Annotated in this window: 18 protein-coding genes and 1 pseudogene; 13 read left to right on the forward strand and 6 right to left on the reverse strand. The window is 64.3% G+C overall.

The window, feature by feature from the left end; translation table 11 throughout:
* Positions 1-422 (reverse strand): Glu/Leu/Phe/Val dehydrogenase dimerization domain-containing protein (locus tag Q0K17_RS05390; protein WP_294540744.1); only part of this gene is annotated, 422 nt, incomplete at its 3' end.
* 258 nt (positions 423-680) lie between these two features.
* Between Q0K17_RS05390 and Q0K17_RS05395 the strand changes: the two genes are divergently transcribed.
* A complete protein-coding gene (locus Q0K17_RS05395) occupies positions 681-2,957 on the forward strand; it encodes a glycoside hydrolase family 3 C-terminal domain-containing protein (protein ID WP_294540745.1) in 2,277 nt (758 codons plus the stop codon).
* 79 nt (positions 2,958-3,036) lie between these two features.
* Here Q0K17_RS05395 and Q0K17_RS05400 read toward each other — a convergent pair whose 3' ends face one another.
* The 3 genes from Q0K17_RS05400 to Q0K17_RS05410 form a co-directional block, all read right to left on the reverse strand.
* Entirely contained in the window at positions 3,037-3,486 is a 450-nt protein-coding gene (locus tag Q0K17_RS05400) for a hypothetical protein (RefSeq protein WP_294540747.1), read from the reverse strand.
* A gap of 93 nt (positions 3,487-3,579) precedes the next feature.
* Entirely contained in the window at positions 3,580-4,377 is a 798-nt protein-coding gene (locus Q0K17_RS05405) for a diguanylate cyclase (protein WP_294540749.1), read from the reverse strand.
* Positions 4,378-4,544: 167 nt separating this feature from the next.
* Positions 4,545-5,933, reverse strand: coding sequence for a hypothetical protein (locus Q0K17_RS05410; RefSeq protein WP_294540751.1), 1,389 nt, complete (start codon positions 5,931-5,933; stop codon positions 4,545-4,547).
* Positions 5,934-6,078: 145 nt separating this feature from the next.
* On the opposite strand from Q0K17_RS05410, the gene Q0K17_RS05415 reads away from it, so the two are divergent.
* The 3 genes from Q0K17_RS05415 to Q0K17_RS05425 are packed head-to-tail and all read left to right on the forward strand — an operon-like array spanning position 6,079 to position 8,897.
* Positions 6,079-7,236: an alanyl-tRNA editing protein gene (locus Q0K17_RS05415; protein ID WP_294540752.1), complete on the forward strand. Its 1,158-nt coding sequence runs from the start codon at positions 6,079-6,081 to the stop codon at positions 7,234-7,236.
* Positions 7,237-7,263: 27 nt separating this feature from the next.
* The gene (trmB, locus tag Q0K17_RS05420; RefSeq protein ID WP_294540753.1) at positions 7,264-7,995 is read left to right on the forward strand and encodes a tRNA (guanosine(46)-N7)-methyltransferase TrmB; all 732 of its coding nucleotides are present in this window, start codon (positions 7,264-7,266) and stop codon (positions 7,993-7,995) included.
* Positions 7,992-8,897, forward strand: a complete 906-nt coding sequence (locus tag Q0K17_RS05425) for a putative ABC transporter permease (RefSeq protein ID WP_294540754.1) — start codon at positions 7,992-7,994, stop codon at positions 8,895-8,897. The genes trmB and Q0K17_RS05425 overlap by 4 nt, the downstream gene beginning before the upstream one ends.
* 94 nt (positions 8,898-8,991) lie before the next feature.
* Here the strand turns inward: Q0K17_RS05425 and Q0K17_RS05430 are convergent, their stop codons facing one another.
* A complete protein-coding gene (locus Q0K17_RS05430) occupies positions 8,992-9,438 on the reverse strand; it encodes an Hsp20/alpha crystallin family protein (protein WP_294540757.1) in 447 nt (148 codons plus the stop codon).
* 271 nt (positions 9,439-9,709) lie between these two features.
* The gene (locus Q0K17_RS05435; RefSeq protein WP_294540759.1) at positions 9,710-11,047 is read right to left on the reverse strand and encodes an MATE family efflux transporter; all 1,338 of its coding nucleotides are present in this window, start codon (positions 11,045-11,047) and stop codon (positions 9,710-9,712) included.
* Positions 11,048-11,461: 414 nt separating this feature from the next.
* Between Q0K17_RS05435 and Q0K17_RS05440 the strand changes: the two genes are divergently transcribed.
* The 9 genes and pseudogenes from Q0K17_RS05440 to Q0K17_RS05480 all read left to right on the forward strand — a co-directional run.
* Positions 11,462-12,820 carry a citrate/2-methylcitrate synthase gene (locus Q0K17_RS05440; protein ID WP_294540761.1) on the forward strand — a complete coding sequence of 453 codons (1,359 nt, stop codon included), beginning with the start codon at positions 11,462-11,464 and terminating at the stop codon, positions 12,818-12,820.
* 179 nt (positions 12,821-12,999) lie between these two features.
* Complete coding sequence (gene pulA, locus Q0K17_RS05445; protein WP_294540763.1) at positions 13,000-14,931, forward strand: type I pullulanase; 1,932 nt, start codon at positions 13,000-13,002, stop codon at positions 14,929-14,931.
* A gap of 428 nt (positions 14,932-15,359) precedes the next feature.
* The gene (locus tag Q0K17_RS05450; protein ID WP_294540764.1) at positions 15,360-15,701 is read left to right on the forward strand and encodes a hypothetical protein; all 342 of its coding nucleotides are present in this window, start codon (positions 15,360-15,362) and stop codon (positions 15,699-15,701) included.
* Positions 15,701-16,798, forward strand: coding sequence for a V-type ATPase subunit (locus tag Q0K17_RS05455; RefSeq protein ID WP_294540766.1), 1,098 nt, complete (start codon positions 15,701-15,703; stop codon positions 16,796-16,798). Before Q0K17_RS05450 ends, Q0K17_RS05455 begins: the two co-directional genes overlap by 1 nt.
* A gap of 1 nt (position 16,799) precedes the next feature.
* Positions 16,800-18,740, forward strand: a complete 1,941-nt coding sequence (locus Q0K17_RS05460; protein ID WP_294540768.1) for a V-type ATPase 116kDa subunit family protein — start codon at positions 16,800-16,802, stop codon at positions 18,738-18,740.
* Positions 18,741-18,811: 71 nt separating this feature from the next.
* Positions 18,812-19,189: an ATP synthase subunit C gene (locus Q0K17_RS05465; protein ID WP_294540770.1), complete on the forward strand. Its 378-nt coding sequence runs from the start codon at positions 18,812-18,814 to the stop codon at positions 19,187-19,189.
* A gap of 3 nt (positions 19,190-19,192) precedes the next feature.
* Positions 19,193-19,498, forward strand: coding sequence for a V-type ATP synthase subunit F (locus Q0K17_RS05470; RefSeq protein WP_294540772.1), 306 nt, complete (start codon positions 19,193-19,195; stop codon positions 19,496-19,498).
* A 73-nt stretch (positions 19,499-19,571) separates the two neighbouring features.
* On the forward strand, positions 19,572-20,156 hold the full coding sequence (locus Q0K17_RS05475) for a V-type ATP synthase subunit E family protein (RefSeq protein ID WP_294540774.1): 585 nt from the start codon (positions 19,572-19,574) through the stop codon (positions 20,154-20,156).
* Positions 20,157-20,180: 24 nt separating this feature from the next.
* Positions 20,181-21,113: pseudogene (locus tag Q0K17_RS05480) on the forward strand (V-type ATP synthase subunit A); the annotation flags it as partial.

A 21,113-nucleotide genomic window follows, 5' to 3' on the forward strand; every position in this document is an offset into this window, starting at 1 on the left:
TCGCTCTTGCCGTGGGGGTCAAAGTCGCTGCCGCCCTTGCCGCCGCCCATGGGCAGGCCGGTCAGGCTGTTCTTGAAGATCTGTTCAAAGCCCAGGAACTTGATGATGGACAGGTTCACGCTGGGATGGAACCGCAGACCGCCCTTGTAGGGGCCGATGGCAGAGTTGAACTGCACACGGTAGCCGCGGTTGACCTGGACCTTGCCATTGTCATCCACCCAGGGAACACGGAACATCACAACGCGCTCGGGCTCCACCAGGCGCTCGATCAGGCCGTTCTTTTCCAGCTCGGGGCGAGCTTCCACAACGGGTTCCAGGGATTCCAGAACCTCGTCAACAGCCTGCAGGAATTCTTTCTGCTCAGCATTGCGCTGGGCCAGACCCGCGTACACATTGGCCAGATAGGCATTTTTGATGGACATGGGTAACACTCCTTTGTTCTAATTTCTTTCACCGGCTTTTATGTTAGCACGTTTGGAAGTATTTGACAAGGTTTTTGCGAAACTTTTGTTGCCTGTTCAGGGCCAACTGTATGCGTACAGAAAACAAAATATACACTTTCTGTAAATTTTCACAAAATATGTAGGCACGATGTACATATGTGGTGTATAATGGACAAAACGCCGGCCGTGGGGCCGGCAACTGCATTTTTCTCTGCTTTTTCAAGGAGGAAAGTTCCTATGCAACCTGCAATTTCCGAACTTCTGGCCGGCCTGACCCTGGAAGAAAAGGCCGGTCTTTGTTCCGGCGCGGATTTCTGGCACACCAAGGCGGTGGGACGCCTGGGCATCCCCGCCATGATGGTGTCCGACGGCCCCCACGGCCTGCGCACCCAGAAGGAGGGCGCCGGCGTCAATGAGAGCATCACGGCGGTCTGTTTCCCCGCCGGGTGTGCGGCCGCCGCCAGCTTTGACCCCGACCTGCTGCGGCGGGAGGGGGAGGCCATCGGTGCCGAAGCCAGAGCCGTGGGTGTGGGCGTGGTGCTGGGCCCGGCGGTGAACATCAAGCGCAGCCCGCTGTGCGGCCGCAATTTTGAATACTATTCCGAGGACCCCTGTCTGGCCGGGACGCTGGCCGCCGCCTATATCCAGGGCGTGCAGAGCCGGGGCGTGGGCACCAGCATCAAGCACTTTGCGGCCAACAGCCAGGAATACCGCCGTCTGACCTGCTCTTCCGACATGAGCGAGCGGACGCTGCGGGAGATCTACCTGCCCGCTTTTGAGAAAGCGGTGAAGGAGGCGGCCCCCTGGACCGTCATGTGCAGCTACAACCGGATCAACGGTACCTACGCCAGCGAGAACAAGACCCTGCTCACCGATATCCTGCGCAAGGAATGGGGATTTACAGGCTTTGTCATGTCCGACTGGGGCGCCGTGGCTGACCGGGTGCGGGGGCTGTGCGCCGGCCTGGACCTGGAAATGCCCGGGTGCGGCGGGGTCAATGACAAAAAGATCGTGGCCGCGGTGAAAAACGGAACCCTGGACGAATCGGTGCTGGACAAGGCGGTGAGCCGGATCCTGAACATCGTGCTGCGGCACGCCGATCTGGCGGGGGCCGCAGCCGGGGCGGAGCTGGATCTGCCCGGTGACCACACCGCAGCCGCTGCCATGGCGGCCGACTGCGCGGTGCTGCTGCAGAACCGGGGCACCCTGCCCCTGAAGCAGGACCAGCGGGTGGTCTACATCGGCGGCTTTGCCGAAACGCCCCGCTACCAGGGCGGCGGTTCCAGCCATGTGAATGCCTTCCGGGTGGAGAGCGCCCTGGAAGCCGCCCGTGCCCGGGGCCGGGTGGTGGACTATGTGGAGGGCTTCCCCGCCGACCGGGACCAGCGGGAGGAAAGCGAGTTCCTGCGGGCGGTGGAGGCCGCCGAGGAAGCGGACGCCGCTGTGATCTTTGCGGGCCTGCCCGAGAGCTTTGAAAGCGAGGGCTACGACCGCCGCCACATGCGTCTGCCCGAAGCCCAGAACAACCTGATCGCCCGGGTGGCGGCGGTGCAGAAGAACACGGTGGTGGTACTGCACACCGGCAGCCCGGTGGAGTGTCCCTGGGCGGAGGATGTGTCTGCCATCCTGTGCATGTATCTGGGGGGCGAAGGCGTGGGCCGTGCCGCCGACGCCCTGCTGTACGGGGAAGCGGACCCCTGCGGCCGCCTGCCCGAGACCTGGCCCCTGCGGCTGGAAGACACCCCCTGCTATCTGGATTATCCCGGCGACGGCCGCACCGCCTGGTACCGGGAAGGCGTCTTTGTGGGCTATCGCTGGTACGATGCCCGCCGGATGCCGGTGCGCTGGCCCTTCGGCCACGGCCTTTCCTACACCGGCTTTGTGTACAAGGCGGCGTCCCTGTCGTCGGCTTCCCTGACCGACGGCGGCAGCGTGGATGTCTCGGTGACGGTGCGCAATTCCGGCGCCCGGTTCGGCCGGGAGGTGGTGCAGCTGTACATTGCCCCGCCGGAGAACGCCGTGCCCCGTCCGCCCAAGGAACTGCGCCGCTTTGCCAAGGTGGCCCTGCAGCCCGGGGAGGAGACCACCGTCACCTTCACCATCACGCCCCGGGACCTGTGCTATTTTGATGAGGAACTGGGGGACTGGTACGCCGAATCCGGGGAATACAAGGTCCTGCTGGGCCATTCCAGCCGGAACATCCCCACCGTGCTGCCCCTGCAGTACACCACTGCCCGCCGCCGCCCGCTGACGGTGGACGAGAACACCCCCATCGGGGACCTGCTGCGGGACGACCGCACCGCCCCCATCGTGCGCACCATGCTGGCCAGCTATGGCCGGCAGATGGGCGAAAACGGCGGGGATGCCATCAGTGAGGAGGCCGCCCTGCAGATGATGGACGGCATGCCCCTGCGGTCCATGGTGGCCTTCGGCGGTCCCCAGGCAGCGGCCGCTATGCCCGGTCTGCTCAGCGCCCTGCGGGGGGCGGTGCGTCCCCGGGATGAGCGGACCTGAACCCCGCGGCCCCCATACAGAACAAAGCCCCGGCCCCGGGCGGCAGCTGCCGCCCGGGGCCGGGTTCGTTTTGCCTGGTTCAGATGAATTCCCGCCAGGTGGTTTCCGCCTGGGTCTGGAAGTCGCACAGCTCCTGCATGAGCTTGTGGGCCCCGGGGGAGGCCAGCGGATAGTCGGTCTCCGCCCGCTTGCAGTCCAGCACGCCCTGGCTGCTGCCCTCGGCCAGCATGGTGGCGATGTTGCGGGTGGACTTGTCCAGCATGGTGCGGGTGCGGATGCCCATGCTCACGCTCATGCGGGCGGCGGCGCTCTGGCCCTTGGCCTGCCGGCCGATGGCGTCCAGGGCCGTGTGGGCCTGCTGGTTCAGGCGGCGGTATTCGTTGCGCTGGCGCAGCATCTCGTTTTTCAGCGCCTGGTCGTGGGTCAGGCCCATGAGCTCTTCCAGCGTGTTCTTGCCCATTTCGGTGTTCTGGACCACTTCCTGGAGCATGCTTTCGTTGTCGTTCTGCATCTGTTCGGTCTGAGACATAGAAAAACCCCCTGTGTACATTTTTTCACCGTGCGTGTATGGCGGCACGGTTAGTATGCGTACACAGGGGGTGTGTTATACAGGATCCGGTTCTCAGCCGCCCAGCCGCTGTTCCGCCAGACTGAGCATCCAGTCCCAGCTGCCGGTCTCGGCCCAGTCGGCGGAGACCACCGTGGCGGTGAACTCGCCCCGGCGGGCCAGGGTGATGGAGAAGGTGCGGCGGGCGGAATCCAGAGCGTCCCGCAGCCGATACTCCAGGGTGCGGGCATCGGTGCCGATGCCCACCACCAGGAATACGCCGTCTTCCAGACGGATCAGGGGCGTGTCGGACTGCTCCGGCCCCACAGCCAGACTCAGGATGCCGGCGGCGGTGGTCAGGCAGCGGTCGGCGGCAGCCACGCTCTCGGTGCGGCACAGGCGGGCGTACTCGTTCACCCGCACCAGCACCACGCTCACCGGCTGTCCGGCGGCAGCGGCCTGCCCCACACGGTCCCGGAACTCCGCGTCCAGGAAAGACCGGTTGTACACGCCGGTCACATAATCCCGGCACATTTCGCTGCGGCACTGGGTCAGCATGCGGGACAGCGCCGCGGCTTCCCGGGCACCGCCATTGGGATGGACGGGCAGCTTGTACACCGCCGTCAGCACAAAGGGCCGGTGGTCGGCCATCAGGCTCCAGTACAGCGCCATCGAACCGCCTTCCTGGCCGTACAGCGGACGCCAGGCGCGGCCGTGTTCGTCCAGATCGGGGATGGACTCAATGGTGTCGGTGGGCTGCATGGTGTCCGGGTCCAGACGGCGGCTGGTGGCCGCATCCACCACAAACACCTCGTCAAACAGGCAGCGCAAATTTGCGATCTGGTCGATCAGCTGCGAATGGGTATACTCCATGCTGTTGCCTCTCCTTCACTCCAACGCTCAAAATGGTGGGACCCGACACAGCGGGCCACGTTTTTTCTGATTTTATATTTTATCACATAGTGTTCAAAATTTCACCGTCAGCCTTGTACAAAGAATCCTTTGCACAAGTGTGAAAAGTTGGCTTTTTGCCCAATGGGTCAGCCCTCGCTGTCTCCGTCGGTCCCGGCGGGGACCAGGGCGGCGATGACCGCATCCCGCCAGGTGTCCCGGTCGGCGCGGACGAACTCGGTGCGGGGGGCGCCGGCCTCGTCAAAGCCCAGCGCCACACCGGCCACAGCCAGGGCCTGCTGTTCCGCGGGGGTCAGGGTCACCTCGGGCAGGATGCCGGCCCCCACCTGGTCGATCTGCTTCTGGCAGGCGGCGGTGTCGTTGGAGGCGGTCCCCCAGGGGGTGATCAGGCCCAGGGTCTCGGTCAGGGTCTCCTCCCCGGGCTCGCTGGTGTACAGCCACAGGATGGCCGCGGCCGCAGCCCGCACACCCTCCTCGTCCGTTCCGGCAGGAATGGCAAACCAGGCGGCGGTGGACAGGATGGGATAGTTCATCAGGCCGGTCAGGTTGTACTCGGTGGTGGAAAGGTCGCTCTCCACAAAATCACATTTGAGGGGCAGGCAGACCAGATTGTCCTGCAGTTCGCTGTCGGTATGGACCAGCAGGTCGGCCATGGTGCCCCGGTAGAACAGGGCTTCCCCCGCCTGCAGGGCGCCGGCCGCCTCGGACTGGTCGGGCATGGCCCCGGCGTCCCGGTTGGCCAGTTCCAGGGTCAGGGCGCTGTACAGCCCGTTCAGGGGGCCGGTCAGGGTGGTCTCGGTGCGCTCCTCCCCGGCGGCCAGCAGCACGCCGGTAAAGGCGGCACCCCCGAACGCCGCCGATGCATGGCTCATGGGCAGGGTGAACACCGCCTTCAGGTCGGCGGTGGACTCCGGCTTCTGGTCGGGCAGGGTATAGTCGCTGCCGTTCAGGGTCACGGTGGTCTCGGCCGGTTCGGCCAGCCACTGGGTCACCGTTTCCGCCAGCAGGCTCCATTCGGACCAGTCGGCGGCTTTCAGGTCGGCAACCAGGGTGTCGGTGTCCTCGGTCTGGAACAGAGCGGCCAGCATCCGGCTGTCCGCCCAGTACCCGTACAGGGTCTTGCCCAGGGGCAGGGCGGTCACGGCGGACACTGCGGTCTCGGCATCCACGCCCGCCCGGATGGCGGCGGTGGACAGAAGGCTGTCGGCACTCATGTTCAGCCAGCTGCCGTCATCGGCGGCCGGCGCGGCACCCAGCACGGCCAGATCTGCCTGGGCGGGGTCCGCCGTGTCGGACAGATCCACCAGCTCCACACCCTGGGCGTCGGCATACTGCTGCAGGGCCCGGGCCGCGGCGGTGGAAGCCCCGGCTTCGTAATAGACGGTCAGCTGCTGAGGTGCCGCCGTGGGAGCGGGGGCGGTTTCAGCCGTTTCGGCGGTGGTCATGCCGCCGGAAGGCGCGGGGACACAGCCGGCCAGCAGGCCCAGGGCCAGGACCGAACAGAGGATACGTTTCATAATCTGGTTCTCCTAAACTATGAGGTGGCAATATATCTACCATTATACCGGATTTGCCTGTTTTTTTCTACCCCGGTTTTATGATATAATAAATGCCATATAACCTCAGGCCTGTCGGGGCCTGACCGAAAGGATGGGACCCCTGTTGCAGCCGACCGAAAAACTGTACGAACAAGACGCCTTTCTGCGCCGGTTCACCGCCAGGGTGCTGGCCTGTGAGCCGGCGGACAAAAGCTGGTGCGTGGCCCTGGACCGCACCGCTTTTTACCCGGAAGGCGGCGGCCAGCCCGCCGACACCGGCACCCTGGGCGGCGCCCGGGTGGCAGACACCCGGGTGAAGGCGGGGGTCATCTGGCACCGCACCGACGCTCCGCTGCCGGTGGGGCAGACGGTGACGGGGGAGATCGACTGGGAACCCCGTCTGGACCATATGGAACAGCACACCGGGGAGCACATCCTCAGCGGCACCCTGCACCGGCTTTTCGGGGCGGAGAATGTGGGCTTTCACATCGGGGACCCGGCGGTGCGCATGGATACCGACATCCCCCTGACCCCCGACCAGCTGGCCCGGGCGGAAGCGCAGGCCAACGCCGCCGTGCGGGCGGACGCCCCGGTGCGCTGCTGGTATCCGGCTCCCGACGAGCTGGCGGCCCTGACCTACCGCAGCAAGAAGGAGATCGACGGCCCCGTGCGGCTCACCGATGCCGGCGGGGCGGACCTGTGTGCCTGCTGCGGCACCCATCTGCGCACCACCGGGCAGGTGGGGCTCATCAAGATCCTCAGCGCCCAGCACTACAAGGGGGGCATGCGGCTGGCGGTGGTCTGCGGGCAGCGGGCCCAGCGGACGGTGGCCGACGTCTGGCAGGACGCCGAGGCGGCCGGGGTGCTGCTCAGTGCCGGACCGGGGCGCCTGCGGGAGGCCGTGACCCACACCGCCGACGCCGCCGAAACCCTGCACCGCCGTCTGGCTGCCCTGCAGCAGGTCCTGGGAGAGGCCTGGGCCGCAGGCGCGCAGCCGGGGCAAAGAACCGTATTCCTCTGCCCGGAGGCGGACGCCGACACCCTGCGCCGTCTCTGTCTGGCGGTCACCGCCCGCACCGGTGCGGTGTGTGCCGTGCTGGCACCCGGCGGGCGGGGGCTTTCCTATGTGCTGCACTGCCCGGGCGGGGACGCCCGCACCCTGGCCCAGGGGCTCAACGCCGCCTTTGACGGCCGGGGCGGCGGCCGGGGCGGGCTGTGCCAGGGCAGTCTGGCCACCGATGATTTTGACGCCGTGCGGCGTTTTCTTCTGGAACAACACTGACAAAACGACGAAAGAGGTACCTTCATCATGCGCATGCGTTTCAAACCCTACGCCCGTCCGGAGCTGCTGGCCTGCAGCTTCCACGTTCACGAACCCCTGACCCATGCGGGGCACTGGCGGGAGCTGTTTGCCCGCCCGGACCAGCCCTTCTGCCTGGAACTGGGCTGCGGCAAAGGCGGGTTCCTGGCCCAGCTGGCCCCCTCCGACCCCACCCGCAACTTCCTGGGCATTGACATCACCGACAAGGTGCTGATCCTGGCCAAGCGCAAGGTGGAAAAGGCCTATCTGGAAAAGCAGCTGCCCCCGGACAACGTCCTCATCGCCTCCCTGGACATCGAGCGGATGTCGGGCGCCTTTTCTCCTGCGGACCGGGTGGAGCGCATCTATATCAACTTCTGCAATCCCTGGAGCAAGAATGCCAGCAGCCACAAGCACCGGCTGACCCATCCCCGGCAGCTGCTGCAGTACCGCACCCTCATGGACGAAGGGGCGGAGATCTGGTTCAAGACGGATGACGACGACCTGTTCCGGGACAGCCTGAGCTACTTCCCGGCGGCGGGGTTCGAGATCACCTGGCAGACCTTCGACCTGCACGCCGACGAGCCCGCCTGGAACCTGCGCACCGAGCACGAGGGCATGTTCAGCGAGCAGGGCATTCCCATCAAGGCGCTCATTGCCCGCAAGGGGCCGGACAGCGCGGTGACCTGGGTGGAACCCAAGGAACTGGCCCGCCGTCTGGACGGGGAGGATGAAGAATGACTGCCGCCTATACCCTCTCCCAATATGTGTGCTTCTTTTTTGTGTATTCCATCCTGGGCTGGTGCGTGGAGGTGGCCTTTGCGGCGGTGAACACCCGCCAGCTGGTCAACCGGGGCTTCCTCAACGGGCCGGCCTGTCCGGTGTACGGCTTCGGCATGGTGGGGCTGCTGGCGGTGCTGGGGCCCTGGCAGAGCAACATAGCCGTGGTCTTCGTGGTGGCCGCCGTGCTGGCCACCCTGGTGGAACTGGTGGCCGGTGTGGCGTTGTACAAACTGTTTCACACCCGCTGGTGGGACTACACCAAGTTCCGGGGCAACCTGGGCGGGTTCATCTGCCCCCGGTTCTCCCTGCTGTGGGGGCTGGGCGGCATCATCATGGTGTGTCTGGTGCATCCGCCGGTGGCCGCTGCTGTGCAGGCCATCCCGCCTCTGGCCCTGGCCGTGGCGGACGGGGTGCTGACGGTGGGCTTCGCGGTGGATGTGGGCATCTCCTTCGCCCAGGCCGCCGGTTTGGAACGCCGCCTGGAACGCCTGAAGGACTTCTCCGCGGCCATGCGCCGGCTGAGCGATGCCATGACCGACAAGATCGGCACCGGCGCCATGACGGTGGACACCCTGCTGGACGAACAGAAACTGCAGCTCATGCTGGCCGCCATGGAAGGGCGGGAAAACACCGCCGCCCTGCGGGAGCAGCTGCTGGATATGGCGGCCCGGGCCCGCACCGTGCGTGCCGAGGTGGAACGTCTGGCCCGACAGCAGCATTTCGGCGAAGGCCGTCTGCTGCGGGCCTTCCCCCATATGAAAGCCCCCAGCTATGACGAGGTCCTGACCCGGCTGCGTGCCGCCACCGTCCGGCTGGCCCGCACCGCCCGGGAACTGAAAGACAAGGTCTCCGGCCAGTAAAGATCTCCTGTACAGACAAAAAGCCCCGGCCCCGCGTTGTTGGCGCGGGGCCGGGGCTGTGTGTTTTTTGCTTCAGGCGAAACCCGTCAGCCGATCATTCGATGGCGATCAGGTTGGGCTGTGCGGGAAGTTCGGGCACGGCCTTGGGCAGATGGATCTTCAGGATGCCATCCTCGAACTTGGCGGAGATGTCCTCCGGCTTCAGCTGGTCGCCCACATAGAAGCTGCGGCTGCAGGCGCCGGTGTAACGTTCCCGGCGAATGTAGCGGCCGTTCTTGTTCTCGTCATCCTTGTCCAGGCCCTTGGCGGCGGAGATGGTCAGGTATCCCTGCTCCAGCTTCAGGCTGACTTCGTCCTTCTTGAAACCGGGCAGGTCGATATCCAGCTCATAGGCGTCCTCCGTCTCCCGGATATCCGACTTCATCAGGTTCTTGGCGTTCTTGCCGTAGAGCGGATTGTGGTTGCCGAAGAAGGGGCGCATACCGTACATATCATCAAACATATCATCAAACAGATCTTCACCAAAAATGCTGGGCAACATAAGTCATAACCTCCATTCAAACCGGCTGTTGGCCGGCTGTCAAACGCTGCCCGCCCGGCGGCGGTCTGCTGCCGGACGTCTGCCTTGGTGGGGAGCTCTTTGTTTCTCTCTCAAGGTACGGTTATACTATACCACCGAATTTTAGCACTGTCAAGCATAGAGCGCTAAAATTCACATAAAGTTAACAAGTATACAAAATGTATATGATGCGGAAGGCCCGACCCCTCTTTCTGTACGCACAGGAAAGGAATCGGGCCTTTTGCCGCAAAAGTCAGCGGTGCGCCGCGTACCGGCGGCGGAAGTCCAGCAGCAGGCCGGCGGCCAGCAGGGCAGCCAGCAGGGCGGTTCCGGGCTGGTTGCACCACAATCCGCTCAGGCCCCAGGGCCACAGGGCGGCGATGAGCCCCACGGGAAAGACCAGTGCCACCGCCACCGACAGGATGGAAGCCTGCAGGGGCTTTTCCACCGCCGAAAGAAAACTCTGGGCGGCAAAGCTGAACCACCGGGTCAGATACCCCAGACTGAACAGCTGTACCGCGGGAATGGCCATAGCCAGCACTCCGCTGCCTTCGCTGCCAACAAACAGGGAGGATGTCTGGGAGGGAAAGGCCAGCAGCAGCCCTGCCGCCGCCAGGGAGATCACCGCGCTGGCGGCAAAGCAGCGCTTTTCAATGGCCAGCACCCGGTCCCGGCGTCCGGCGCCCCAGTTGTAGCCCACGGCGGGCTGCAGGGAATCGCACATGCCGTACAAAAGGGGCAGCACAAAGCCGTCCACATACATCAGGATGCCGTATACCGATACGGCGTCGGCTCCGCCCAGGCGCAGCAGCACCATGTTCATGATGATGGAGGTCACCCGTCCCGCAATGTTGCTCAGAAAGGTGGGGCAGCCGCAGCTGAAGATGCTGCCCAAAATGTGCCGGGTGAACCGGGGCCGGCGGAACCGCAGGGGCATCCGTCCGGCCAGAAAGGGTCCCATGGCCAGCACGGCACACACCGTCATGCCCAGGCAGGTGCCCAGGGCCGCCCCCGCAATGCCCATGCCCACCACATACAGCAGGAAAAATTCCAGTCCGGCGCATAGGACCGACATGAGCACGTTCAGCCACATGCTGGTCTTGATCCGCCCGCAGATGCGCAGGTAGTTGTCCGCCGCAAAGACAATGCTCACCAGCGGGGAAAACAGGGCGTACACCCGCATGTACTGCACCGCCAGGGTCAGCAGTTCTCCCTCGGCGCCCATCCAGCCCAGCAGGGTGGGGGCCAGCAGGTACAGCACCCCGCCGGTAAGGGCGCCCAGCCCCACCACCAGCAGACAGGCACAGGTAAAGAGGCTGTCCGCTTCCCGGGGGCGCTTTTCTCCCAGCCGCACCGAGATGGGCACCGCCGACCCCACCCCGATGAGGTCGGCCAGGGCAAAGTTGATGATGACCAGGGGCATGGCCAGGTTCAGGGCCGCAAAGGCACTGTCCCCCAGAATGCGTCCCACAAAGATGCCGTCCATGAGCTGGTACAGGGAAGAAGCCAGCATCCCCACCGATCCGGGCAGGGCAGCCCGGAAAAACAGGCGCTGGGGCGGTGTTTCCAAAAACAAAGTCTTCTGATCCATACGTCCTCCTGCAACTTCGGATACGGCCCGCAGGGTTGAAAAAAGCGCCGGATAAGGCAGGCATCTCAGCCTGTGTCTTATCCGGCGCGTCATTTCTCCAAACAAATTTGTTCCGAATGACTTGCCCTCCGAGCAACAGCCTTACCATAGCACAGCTTTCCGGCCATGTCAATAGGGGTTCCTTGCTGTCCGGCGGGGAATTTTTGTCGCTGTTCACACAAAATTTACGGCGTGTTCATTTGACACATTGTACAACAAAGCGTATAATAAAAGCGTATATTCTTATTTTGAATGATGGTGTGGTCTGTGCCGGACCAGGCACACATCCGATAGTATATATTATAGTATATATTAAAAAGGTAGGCAAAGGGCTTTCGGCACGGACAGAAAGAGAAAAAAGGGAGGTCTTTTGATATGGGCGAATACGCAGCCATCGAGAAGGAAGCGCAGGTCTTTACCGACCTGTGCCTGAACAACGACAAAATCGATCCGGCGCTGTTTGATCAGTTCGGCGTCAAGCGCGGTCTGCGCGACAAGGACGGCAAGGGCGTTCTGGCCGGCATCACCAACATTTCGCGCATCGACGCCTTTGAGGAGCGCGACGGCAAAAAGGTCCCCTGTGAAGGCAAGCTGTGGTACCGCGGCTACAACGTCTACGACCTGATCAAGGGGCTGCGGGGCAAGCGCTACGGCTTTGAGGAAGCCGCCTACCTGCTTCTGCTGGGCGATCTGCCCACGGCGCAGCAGCTCAAGACCTTCAACGAGACCCTGGTCAAGTGCCGGGACCTGCCCACCAACTTCATCCGGGACGTCATCATGAAGGCCCCCACCAAGGACCTGATGAACAGCCTGACCCGCAGCGTGCTGACCCTGGCCTCCTACGACGATTCGGTGGGGGACAACAGCCTGCAGACCCAGCTGGAACAGTGCCTGAAGCTCATCAGCGTCTTTCCCATGCTGGCGGTGTACGGCTACCATGCCTATAACTACTATGTGAACATGGGCAGCATGTATATCCATCGCCCCCGGCCGGAACTCTCCGCTGCCGAAAACCTGCTCCAGATGCTCCGCCCCGACCAGAGCTACACCCCGCTGGAAGCTCATGTGCTGGACATTGCCCTGCTTTTGCACATGGAGCACGGCGGCGGCAACAACTCCACCTTCACCACCCGCGTGGTCACCTCCTCCGGGTCGGATACCTACTCGGTCATGGCGGCGGCCCTGTCCAGCCTGAAGGGCCCCAAGCACGGCGGCGCCAACATCAAGGTCATGGAAATGTGCCAGGACATCCGCAAGAACGTGCACGATGTCACCGACGACGAGGAACTCAAGGCCTACCTGGGCAAGATCGTGGACAAGGAAGCCTTCGACCGCAAGGGCCTGATCTACGGCATGGGCCACGCGGTGTACTCCCTGTCCGACCCCCGTGCGGTGGTCTTCAAGGGTTTTGTGCAGCAGCTGGCCGAAGCCAAGGGCCGCAAGGAGGACTTCAACTTCTACAACGCCATTGAGCGTCTGGCGCCCCAGGTCATTGCCGAAAAGCGGCACATCTACAAAGGCGTTTCCACCAACGTGGACTTTTACAGCGGCTTCGTGTACAACATGCTGGACATTCCGGTGGAGCTGTACACCCCCATCTTCGCCGTGGCCCGCATCGTGGGCTGGAGCGCCCACCGCATGGAAGAGCTGGTCAACGTGGACAAGATCATCCGTCCCGCCTACCAGAGCATCATGGAACCCCGGGACTACAAGCCCCTGGACCAGCGCGGCTGATTCCTTTCGCATCATCGGCACGGACCGTTCCCCTCCGGGAGCGGTCCGCTTTTTTGCGGTTGTATATGAGACGGCTTCCTGTTTGCTTCTCTTGCAATCAGAGCAAACTCCTGTTACTCTAATACTATAAGGGTGACCGCCCCCGGCGGTCAATCGTGTGCGGAGGAGGAAAACCACCTATGAACCAGAACCTGAAGGACCTGCCGGTCTACACCGGCAACGACCTGGGCGCGGTGTACACAAGGCGGTCCACGACCTTCACCCTGTGGGCGCCCACCGCAGCAGGGGTCACCCTGCGCCGGTACACCACCGGCACCGACGCCGAACCCGGCGCCCGGGAACTGGACCCGGTGCCCCTGCGTCCGGCGGAACAGGGCACCTGGCGGGCCACCGTGGGCGGGGACCTGGCCGGACAGTACTATGTGTATGAGCTCACCTTTGCCGACGGCCACACCGCCACGGCGGTGGACCCCTATGCCCGGGCCTGCGGCTGCAACGGGCAGCGGGGGATGGTGCTGGACGACACGGCGGCCCAGCCGGAAAACTGGCCCGCCGACCGCCGTCCCGCCCGGGCCGACGACCCCGCCGCCCGCAGCGTGTGGGAGGTGCATGTGGCGGATTTTTCCGCCGATGAGCACAGCGGCATCCGCCCCGAATGGCGGGGCAAGTTCCTGGCCTTCACCCAGGAGGACTCCACCCTGGACTGTGAGGGGGAACACCCCACCTGCCTGAACTATCTGCGGCGGCTGGGGGTCAGCCATGTGCAGCTCCAGCCCATCTTTGATTTTGCCACAGTGGACGAGAGCGCCGGTGGCTACAACTGGGGATACGACCCCCTGAACTACAATGTGCCCGAAGGCTCCTACGCCACCGACCCCTTCCACGGGGAAATCCGGGTGCGGGAATGTCGGGCCATGGTGGCAGCCCTGCACAAGGCAGGGCTGGGGGTCATCATGGACGTGGTGTACAACCACACCTACTACGCCGACAACTGGATGGAGCGCATTGTCCCCGGCTACTGGCTGCGCCGCACCCCGGACGGGCGGCTGACCAACGGCTCCGGCTGCGGCTGCGACCTGGCCAGCGAGCACCCCATGGTGCGCAAGTACATGGTGGATTCGGTGGTCTACTGGGCCACCGCCTACCACATCGACGGATTCCGCTTCGACCTGATGGCCCTCCATGATGTGGAGACCATGAACGCCATCCGGGCCGCCCTGGACGCTTTGCCCGGAGGCAGGAACATCCTCATGTACGGCGAACCCTGGCAGGGGGGCGCCACCTGCATGGAACCGGGGGCCGTCCCGGCGGACAAGAACGCCCTGCCCCAACTGGACAGCCGCATCGGCATCTTCTGTGACAACACCCGGGACACGGTGAAGGGCGGCGTCTTTGACGCCCGGGCCCCCGGGTATGTGAACGGTGCCCCCGGGGCGGGGTACACCCTGCTCCATGCCTTGGGGGCCTACCGGGACGGGTCCGAGGGCATGCGCCCCCAGGCGTCGGGGCAGATCGTGCAGTATGTGTCTGCCCACGACAACTTCACCCTGTGGGATAAGCTCAAGGCGGTGGCGGGCCGCCGCACCTACGATATCTTCGACGGGGACCTGCTGGCCCAGAACCGGATGTGCGCCGCCATCTGCCTGACCTGCCAGGGGCTGCCCTTCTGGCAGGCGGGGGAGGAGTTCGCCCGCACCAAGCACGGCGACCCCAACACCTACAAGGGCCCCCTGCGGGAAAACGCCCTGGACTGGACCCGGGCCGCCCGCATGGGAGAACTGGTGGAATTTTACGCAGGGCTGCTGGCCATCCGGCGCACCTGGCCGGAACTCACCGGCCTGACCGACGCCGCCCAGCCTGCCCCCCTGCTGCTGGCCGTGCCCGGGTGGCTCATCGGCTTCGTGCCCGAATTGTCGGACGACGCCCCCAACCGCCTGGTGGTCTACTACAACCCCGAGCGCACCGCCCAGTGGATGAATCTGCCCGGGGGCGGGTGGCGCACCTTGTGCAACGGCCGCCACGCCCAGGGGGTGCCTTTCGGGCCGGTGCGCACCGGCCAGATGGAGCTGCCCGCCACCAGTGTGGTGATCCTGACAGCCGTAAGACCGTAATTTTTACGAAAGTCCGACCTGGGAGTCGGGCTTTTTTTATTGAAGAAAATTGAATGGTTGTTTAATTTTTCGTAAGAGGAAACCCCAAAAACTGCATTTTTTTGTTCAGTTTCACGCTTTGCACAAAAGGGGGTTGCAATCTTTGGGCAGAGTGCTATAATTGAGCGCGGAAAGAACCGAGGCGTCCGCAGTGCGCTGAAATGTTCACCGTGCGGCAATAGGGGCGTCGGCCATGTACCGTCAGGTGCTGGCCCGCCCCGTTTCCGCTTTTCAGAGGGTTTTGTGATAAAAAACGAGCGGCAGACCGCGGACCGGGGGACAAGGAAGTCTCCCGGACGCAGTTTGCCGCGACGTTTCCCCCGGCAAAATCCGGCTGCGGCCGGCGCCGGGGCCGACAGACCGCACAGGCGTCTATTCGAGGTGTTACTATGAAAGATTTGAACGAATTGATGCAGGCGATCCTGGATATGGACGCCGCCCAGCGCAAGGCGGCCGACGAAGCGCAGGCGGAGCGCACCGCTCGGCTGGCCGGGTTGGAGGAGCAGCGCCGCCAGATCGCCGCGCAGGCTGCCGCCGACAGCAAGGCCCGCGCCGATGCCGCCGCCAAAGAGGCTTCCGACGCCAACACCGCTGCCCTGGAAGAGCTGGCCAAGGCCCGCGCCGCTGCCGAACAGAACCTGCAGCAGCGTGCCGACGCCTGCGGGGAACAATGGGTGGACGAACTGTGCCGCCGTGCACTGGCCGGCACAGGTGCCGGGGGTGAGGCCTGATGCTGCCGCTGCCGCTGCCCATGAAGACCAGGGCCAGCAACGCTGCCCTGGCCAAGGCCCGGGCCATGTACGGCCGCAGGCTGACCACGGCGGATTACAAACGTCTGGCCGCCTGCCGCACCATGTCGGCCCTGGCCGTGGAACTCAAGGCTCTGCCCATGTATGAGGAAGCCCTCAAGAGCGTCAACCCGCCCACGGCCCGCCGCGCCCAGCTGGAAGCCATGCTCCGGCAGGCCATCTTTGACCGGTACGACAGTCTGTGCCGGTACGAGCTTTCCTCCGGCCATCTGGTGTACGGCTACTTCACCACCAGCTGCGAGGTGGACGAGATCCTGTCCTGCCTGCGCTGCCTGGACGCCGGACGCCCGGGTGACTACCTGTACAAGCTGCCGGACTTTCTGCAGCAGCGCTGTACGGTGGACCTGTACGCCCTGGCCAAGGTGACCGACGCCAAGAGCCTGCTGGCCGCTTTGGCCGGCACCCCCTACCAGAAGATGCTGGCGCCCCTGGCCGATCTGCCGGCGGGCTCCAAGCTGCTGGTCCACGCCGAACCCTTCCTGGAGACCTGGCGCCACAAGGCGCTGGTCTCCCTGGCACCGGAGGGTCAGGGCCCTTCCGCTCCCGGCGCAGAGCCGGGGGTGCGGGACTTCATTGCGCTGGAATGTGACGCAGCCGCCATTTCCAACGCAGCCCGCCTGATCCGGATGAATGCGTCGGTGGCCGCGGTGGATGCCGCCGCCCGACGCGACTGCACCAACCTGACCGAGGCGGAATGGAACGCCATGCTGGGTGCCAAGGACATTGATGCCTTCCGCGCCGCGCTGGACAAAAACCGCTACGGCCGCGCGTTGCGGCGGTACAACTACCGCATCCTGAAAGAAGGACTGCAGATGTACCGGTACGACTGGTGCGCCAAATGGCTGCGCTTTTCCACAGACCCCAGCCTGGTCATGTTGTGTTATATCTACCTGGCCCGGTGCGAGGTGCAAAACCTTGATCATATTATCGAGGGCGTTCATTACCACATGCCTGCCGATGAACTGCTGTCCATGCTGGTCGGCTGTCAGGCAGACACCGAGAAAGGGAGGGTGAGTTGATTTGGTCGAACGCATGAAGCTTGTCCATGTGCAGGGCACCCTGCCGCACCTGGACGAATTCCTGGGCGCCTGCTGTCTGGACGGACGGTTCGGGCTGGAGCCTGCCGCCGACTACATGTCCGCCTCACTGGGCTATGCCCCGCTGAATGAGGAGGACCCCTACACGCCGCTGGTGCAGCGTGTACAGACTCTGGCCAAGGAGGTTGGCCAGGACCTGCCGGAGGATGCGCCGCAGAAAACCCCTGCGGACCCCGATACCCGGGAGTTCCTGGACAGCCTGACCCAGCGCATCGACGCGCTGCGGGACGAAAAGGCAAGCCTGCTGGAACAGCAGAAGCTCTGTCAGGAAGGCATTGACCAGTACAGCCATTTCCTGAGCCTGAAAGCCAACGTGGACGACATCGGCAACTGCAAGCATGTCAAGGTGCGGTTCGGTTTTCTGCCCAAGGCCGGCTACAACAAGCTGATGAGCAACTACGCCGACGATCCCTACATCCTCTTCGTGCCCTGCAGCCAGACGGCTGACGGCTACTGGGGCGTCTACTTCACCCCCCGCAGCAAGGCCCAGGAGACCGACGGCATCTTCTCCATGCTGTTCTTTGAACCCCTGCGGGTGCCCGGTGCCGCCGGCAGCCCGGAGGAGATCGTGGAGCACTTCCGGGAAAACCTGGAAGTGGTGCAGCAGAGCATCGACAGCCTGGACGACCGCCTGCGCAAGGTCTGGCAGGACAACCTGGAAAAGGTCCTGGCCATCTACAGCGGCGCCCGTTACAATGCCGCGGTCTTCAGCCTGCGCCAGTACGCCGCCGTCAAGGGCGCGCACTTCTTCTGCGTGGGCTGGGTCCCCGCATCCCAGATCGCCGAGATCACCGAGCTGGCCAAGTCCATCCCCAGCATTCGCATCACCGTGGACGATCCGGACAAATCCGGACGCCATACACCGCCCACCAAGCTGCGCAATGCCTGGTTTTTCCGCCCTTTTGAGTTCTTTGTCGAGATGTACGGACTGCCCAACTATGACGAAACCGACGTGACCGCTTTCGTCGCCGTGACCTTCACCGTACTTTTCGGCATCATGTTCGGGGACGTAGGGCAGGGGCTGGTGCTCACCGCATTCAGCCTGTTTATGTGGAAGGTCAAAAAGAATCCGCTGTTTCATCTGATGATCCCCTGCGGCATCGCCAGCACCCTGGCCGGCTTTGTCTACGGCTCGGTCTTCGGCTTTGAGGATGTCCTCAACCCGCTGTACCTGGCCATCGGCCTCCCCGGCAAGCCGGTGTCGGTCATGGAATCCATCACCGGCATCCTGCTGTGCGCCGTCTACATCGGCGTGGTCCTGGTCCTGGCCGCCATGGGCATGAACATCTACACCCAGGCCAAGCAGGGCCACACCGGGGATGTGCTCTTCGGCACCAACGGCGTGGTGGGCGTCATCACCTATGTGTCCGGCGTGGACCTGATCAGCGCTTTCATGGGCGCCACCGTCTTCATGCCGGTGTGGCTGGCCGCCATCCTTCTGGTGCTGGGTCTGGCCGCCCTGCTCTTTGCGGGGGTGCTGGCACCCCTGGTCAACGGCGATCCCGACTGGATGCCCGCCGAAGGCTGGAGCGGCTACCTGATGCAGAACTTCTTTGAACTGCTGGAAAGCGTGCTCAGCTACCTGTCAAACACCATCTCCTTCCTGCGTGTGGGCGCCTTTGTCATCGTCCACGCCAGCATGATGATGGTCGTCTTTACCCTGGCCGGAACCCCCGCCAACCCGGTGGTGGTCGTGCTGGGCAACATCGTGGTCATCGCGCTGGAAGCGCTCTTGTCCGCGATCCAGGGCATCCGTCTGGAATTCTACGAGATGTTCAGCCGCTTCTATCAGGGCGGCGGCCACAAGTTCCGCGCCCTGGACCTGAACGACGCTGCCACCGTCGTTCCCACCGATGCGTCCTGACAGTGCCCGCCAACCGGTGAGCCCCGTCTTTTGGATACAACCAAACCGTTCAATCACAGGAGGGTATTATCATGAAAACCAACGCTCGTAAACTGATCGCTTCTCTGTTTATCGTCTTTACCCTGGTCTGCTTCGGCTGCTTCGCCGCCAGCGCGGAAGGCACCGACACCGCCAGCACCACCGCCCAGACCACCGCTTCCGAGGAAGTCAGCCCCGAAAATGAACACAACACCAGCCTGAGCATCGGCCTGGTGGCCGCTGCCCTGGCCACCGGTCTGGCCGGCATCGGCGGCGGCATTGCCGTTGCCGCCGGCGCCCCCGCCGCCATCGCCGCCAACAGCGAAAACCCCAAGACCTTCGGTAAGAGCCTGATCTTCGTCGCCCTGGGCGAATCCATCGCTCTGTACGGCCTGGTCATCTCCATCATGATCCTGAGCAAGCTGGTGTAAACGATGCGCTTTTATCTTATCAGCGATAACTCCGATGCCATGAACGGCCTGCGTCTGGCCGGCATCGAGGGGACCGTCGCCCGCAGCGAGGACGACGTCCGCGCCGCGCTGAAATCCATTGCCCAGCAGAAGGACATCGGCATGATCCTCGTCACCGAGAAGATCTCCGAAGCCTATCCGGAGGCGCTTGCCCCGGTGCTGGGCAGTGCAGGCGGCCCGTTGCTGGTCACGGTGCCTTCCACCGGCGGTTCCGCCGGCAAGGACCGCATCACCCGTTACATCCGCGAAGCCATCGGCATCAAAGTGTAAAAAGGCTTTGCCCGACCCGGCGGTTCCGGGACTTGTCAACACAACACAAATTCGTTTTTTGGGGGTGTACCATATGCTGGAATTGAACGTCCGCGCCGAACAGTTCCTCGCGTCCATCCGGGCCGAGGGCGAACGCCAGTGCGCCGAAATCCGCGAAAAGACCGACGCCGAAGTTGAGGCCGCGCTCAGCGAAGCCCAAAAGACGGAGGCAGCCCGTGCGGAATCCACCGTCGCGTTTGAGACGGCCCGCGCCAAGACCCAGGCCAACCGCGCCCTGAGCGCCGCCCGCACCGAAGCCCGGGGCGCCCTGGCCAAGCGCCGTGCCGAACTGGCCGACGCCGTGTTTGCCAAGGCACAGCAGAAACTGGCCGACTTTACCCGTACCGACGACTACGGCCCCTGGCTGCGCGCCAGCGCCGCCGCCCTGGCCAAGCGCCTGGGCGCAGGCACCGTGCTGTATGCCCGGTCCGCCGACCTGCCGCTGCTCACCGACCTGCCCGCCGGCTGCACCGTGCAGGCAGACGCCGCCAACACGCTGGGCGGACTGCGCGCCGAAAACCCGTCCGCCGCCCTGGCAGCCGACGATACGCTGGCTGCCCGTCTGGCGGCCCAGCGCCCCTGGTTCCTGGAGAACGCGGGGCTGGAGATCGCGCTGTAAGGCTACAAAGAGGGAAGGATCACCATGCAAACCTATAAACTTCACAGCATCAACGGCCCGGTGGTCACCGTCAAGGGCCGCACCGGGCTGTCCATGATGGAGATGGTCCATGTCGGCAACCAGCGTCTGGTGGGCGAAGTCATCCGTCTGGACGCCGACGCGGCCACCATCCAGGTCTATGAGGAGACCGGCGGCCTGCGCCCCGGGGAGCCTGTGGAACCCACCGGCGCCCCGCTGTCCGTCACCCTGGGCCCCGGCATCCTGCGCAACATCTACGACGGCATCCAGCGCCCGCTGCCTGCCATCGAGGCCGCCAGCGGCAGCTTCATCGGCCGCGGCGCCCAGGCTCCCGCCCTGGATGTGGAAAAGAAATGGGATGTGACCGTCACCGTCAAACCCGGGGATACCCTGGAACCCGGCCAGGTCTATGCCACCTGCCCGGAGACCCCGGCCGTCACCCATCGCTGCATGCTCTCGCCGCTGTACAGCCGCTGCACCGTCACCTGGGTGGCGGAAAACGGCCAGTATACCGTGGAAGAGCCCGTCGCCAAGGTCAAGGATGAAGCCGGCAACGAGCACACCCTGACCCTGTGCCAGAAATGGCCCATCCGTACGCCCCGCCCCACCGCGGCGCGTATGACCTCGCCCAAGCCCCTGATCACCGGTGAACGTGTCATCGACACCATGTTCCCCCTGGCCAAGGGCGGCGCCGCCGCCATCCCCGGCGGGTTCGGCACCGGCAAGACCATGACCCAGCACCAGCTGGCCAAGTGGTGCGACGCCGACATCATCATCTACGTGGGCTGCGGCGAACGCGGCAACGAGATGACCCAGGCGCTGCAGGAATTCAGCGAACTGACCGACCCGCGCACCGGCAACAGCCTGATGGACCGTACCGTGTTGATTGCCAACACCTCCAACATGCCTGTGGCCGCCCGTGAGGCTTCCATCTACACC

It is taken from the genome of uncultured Gemmiger sp. (genome assembly GCA_944388105.1).
Taxonomy (GTDB): Bacteria; Bacillota; Clostridia; order Oscillospirales; family Ruminococcaceae; genus Gemmiger.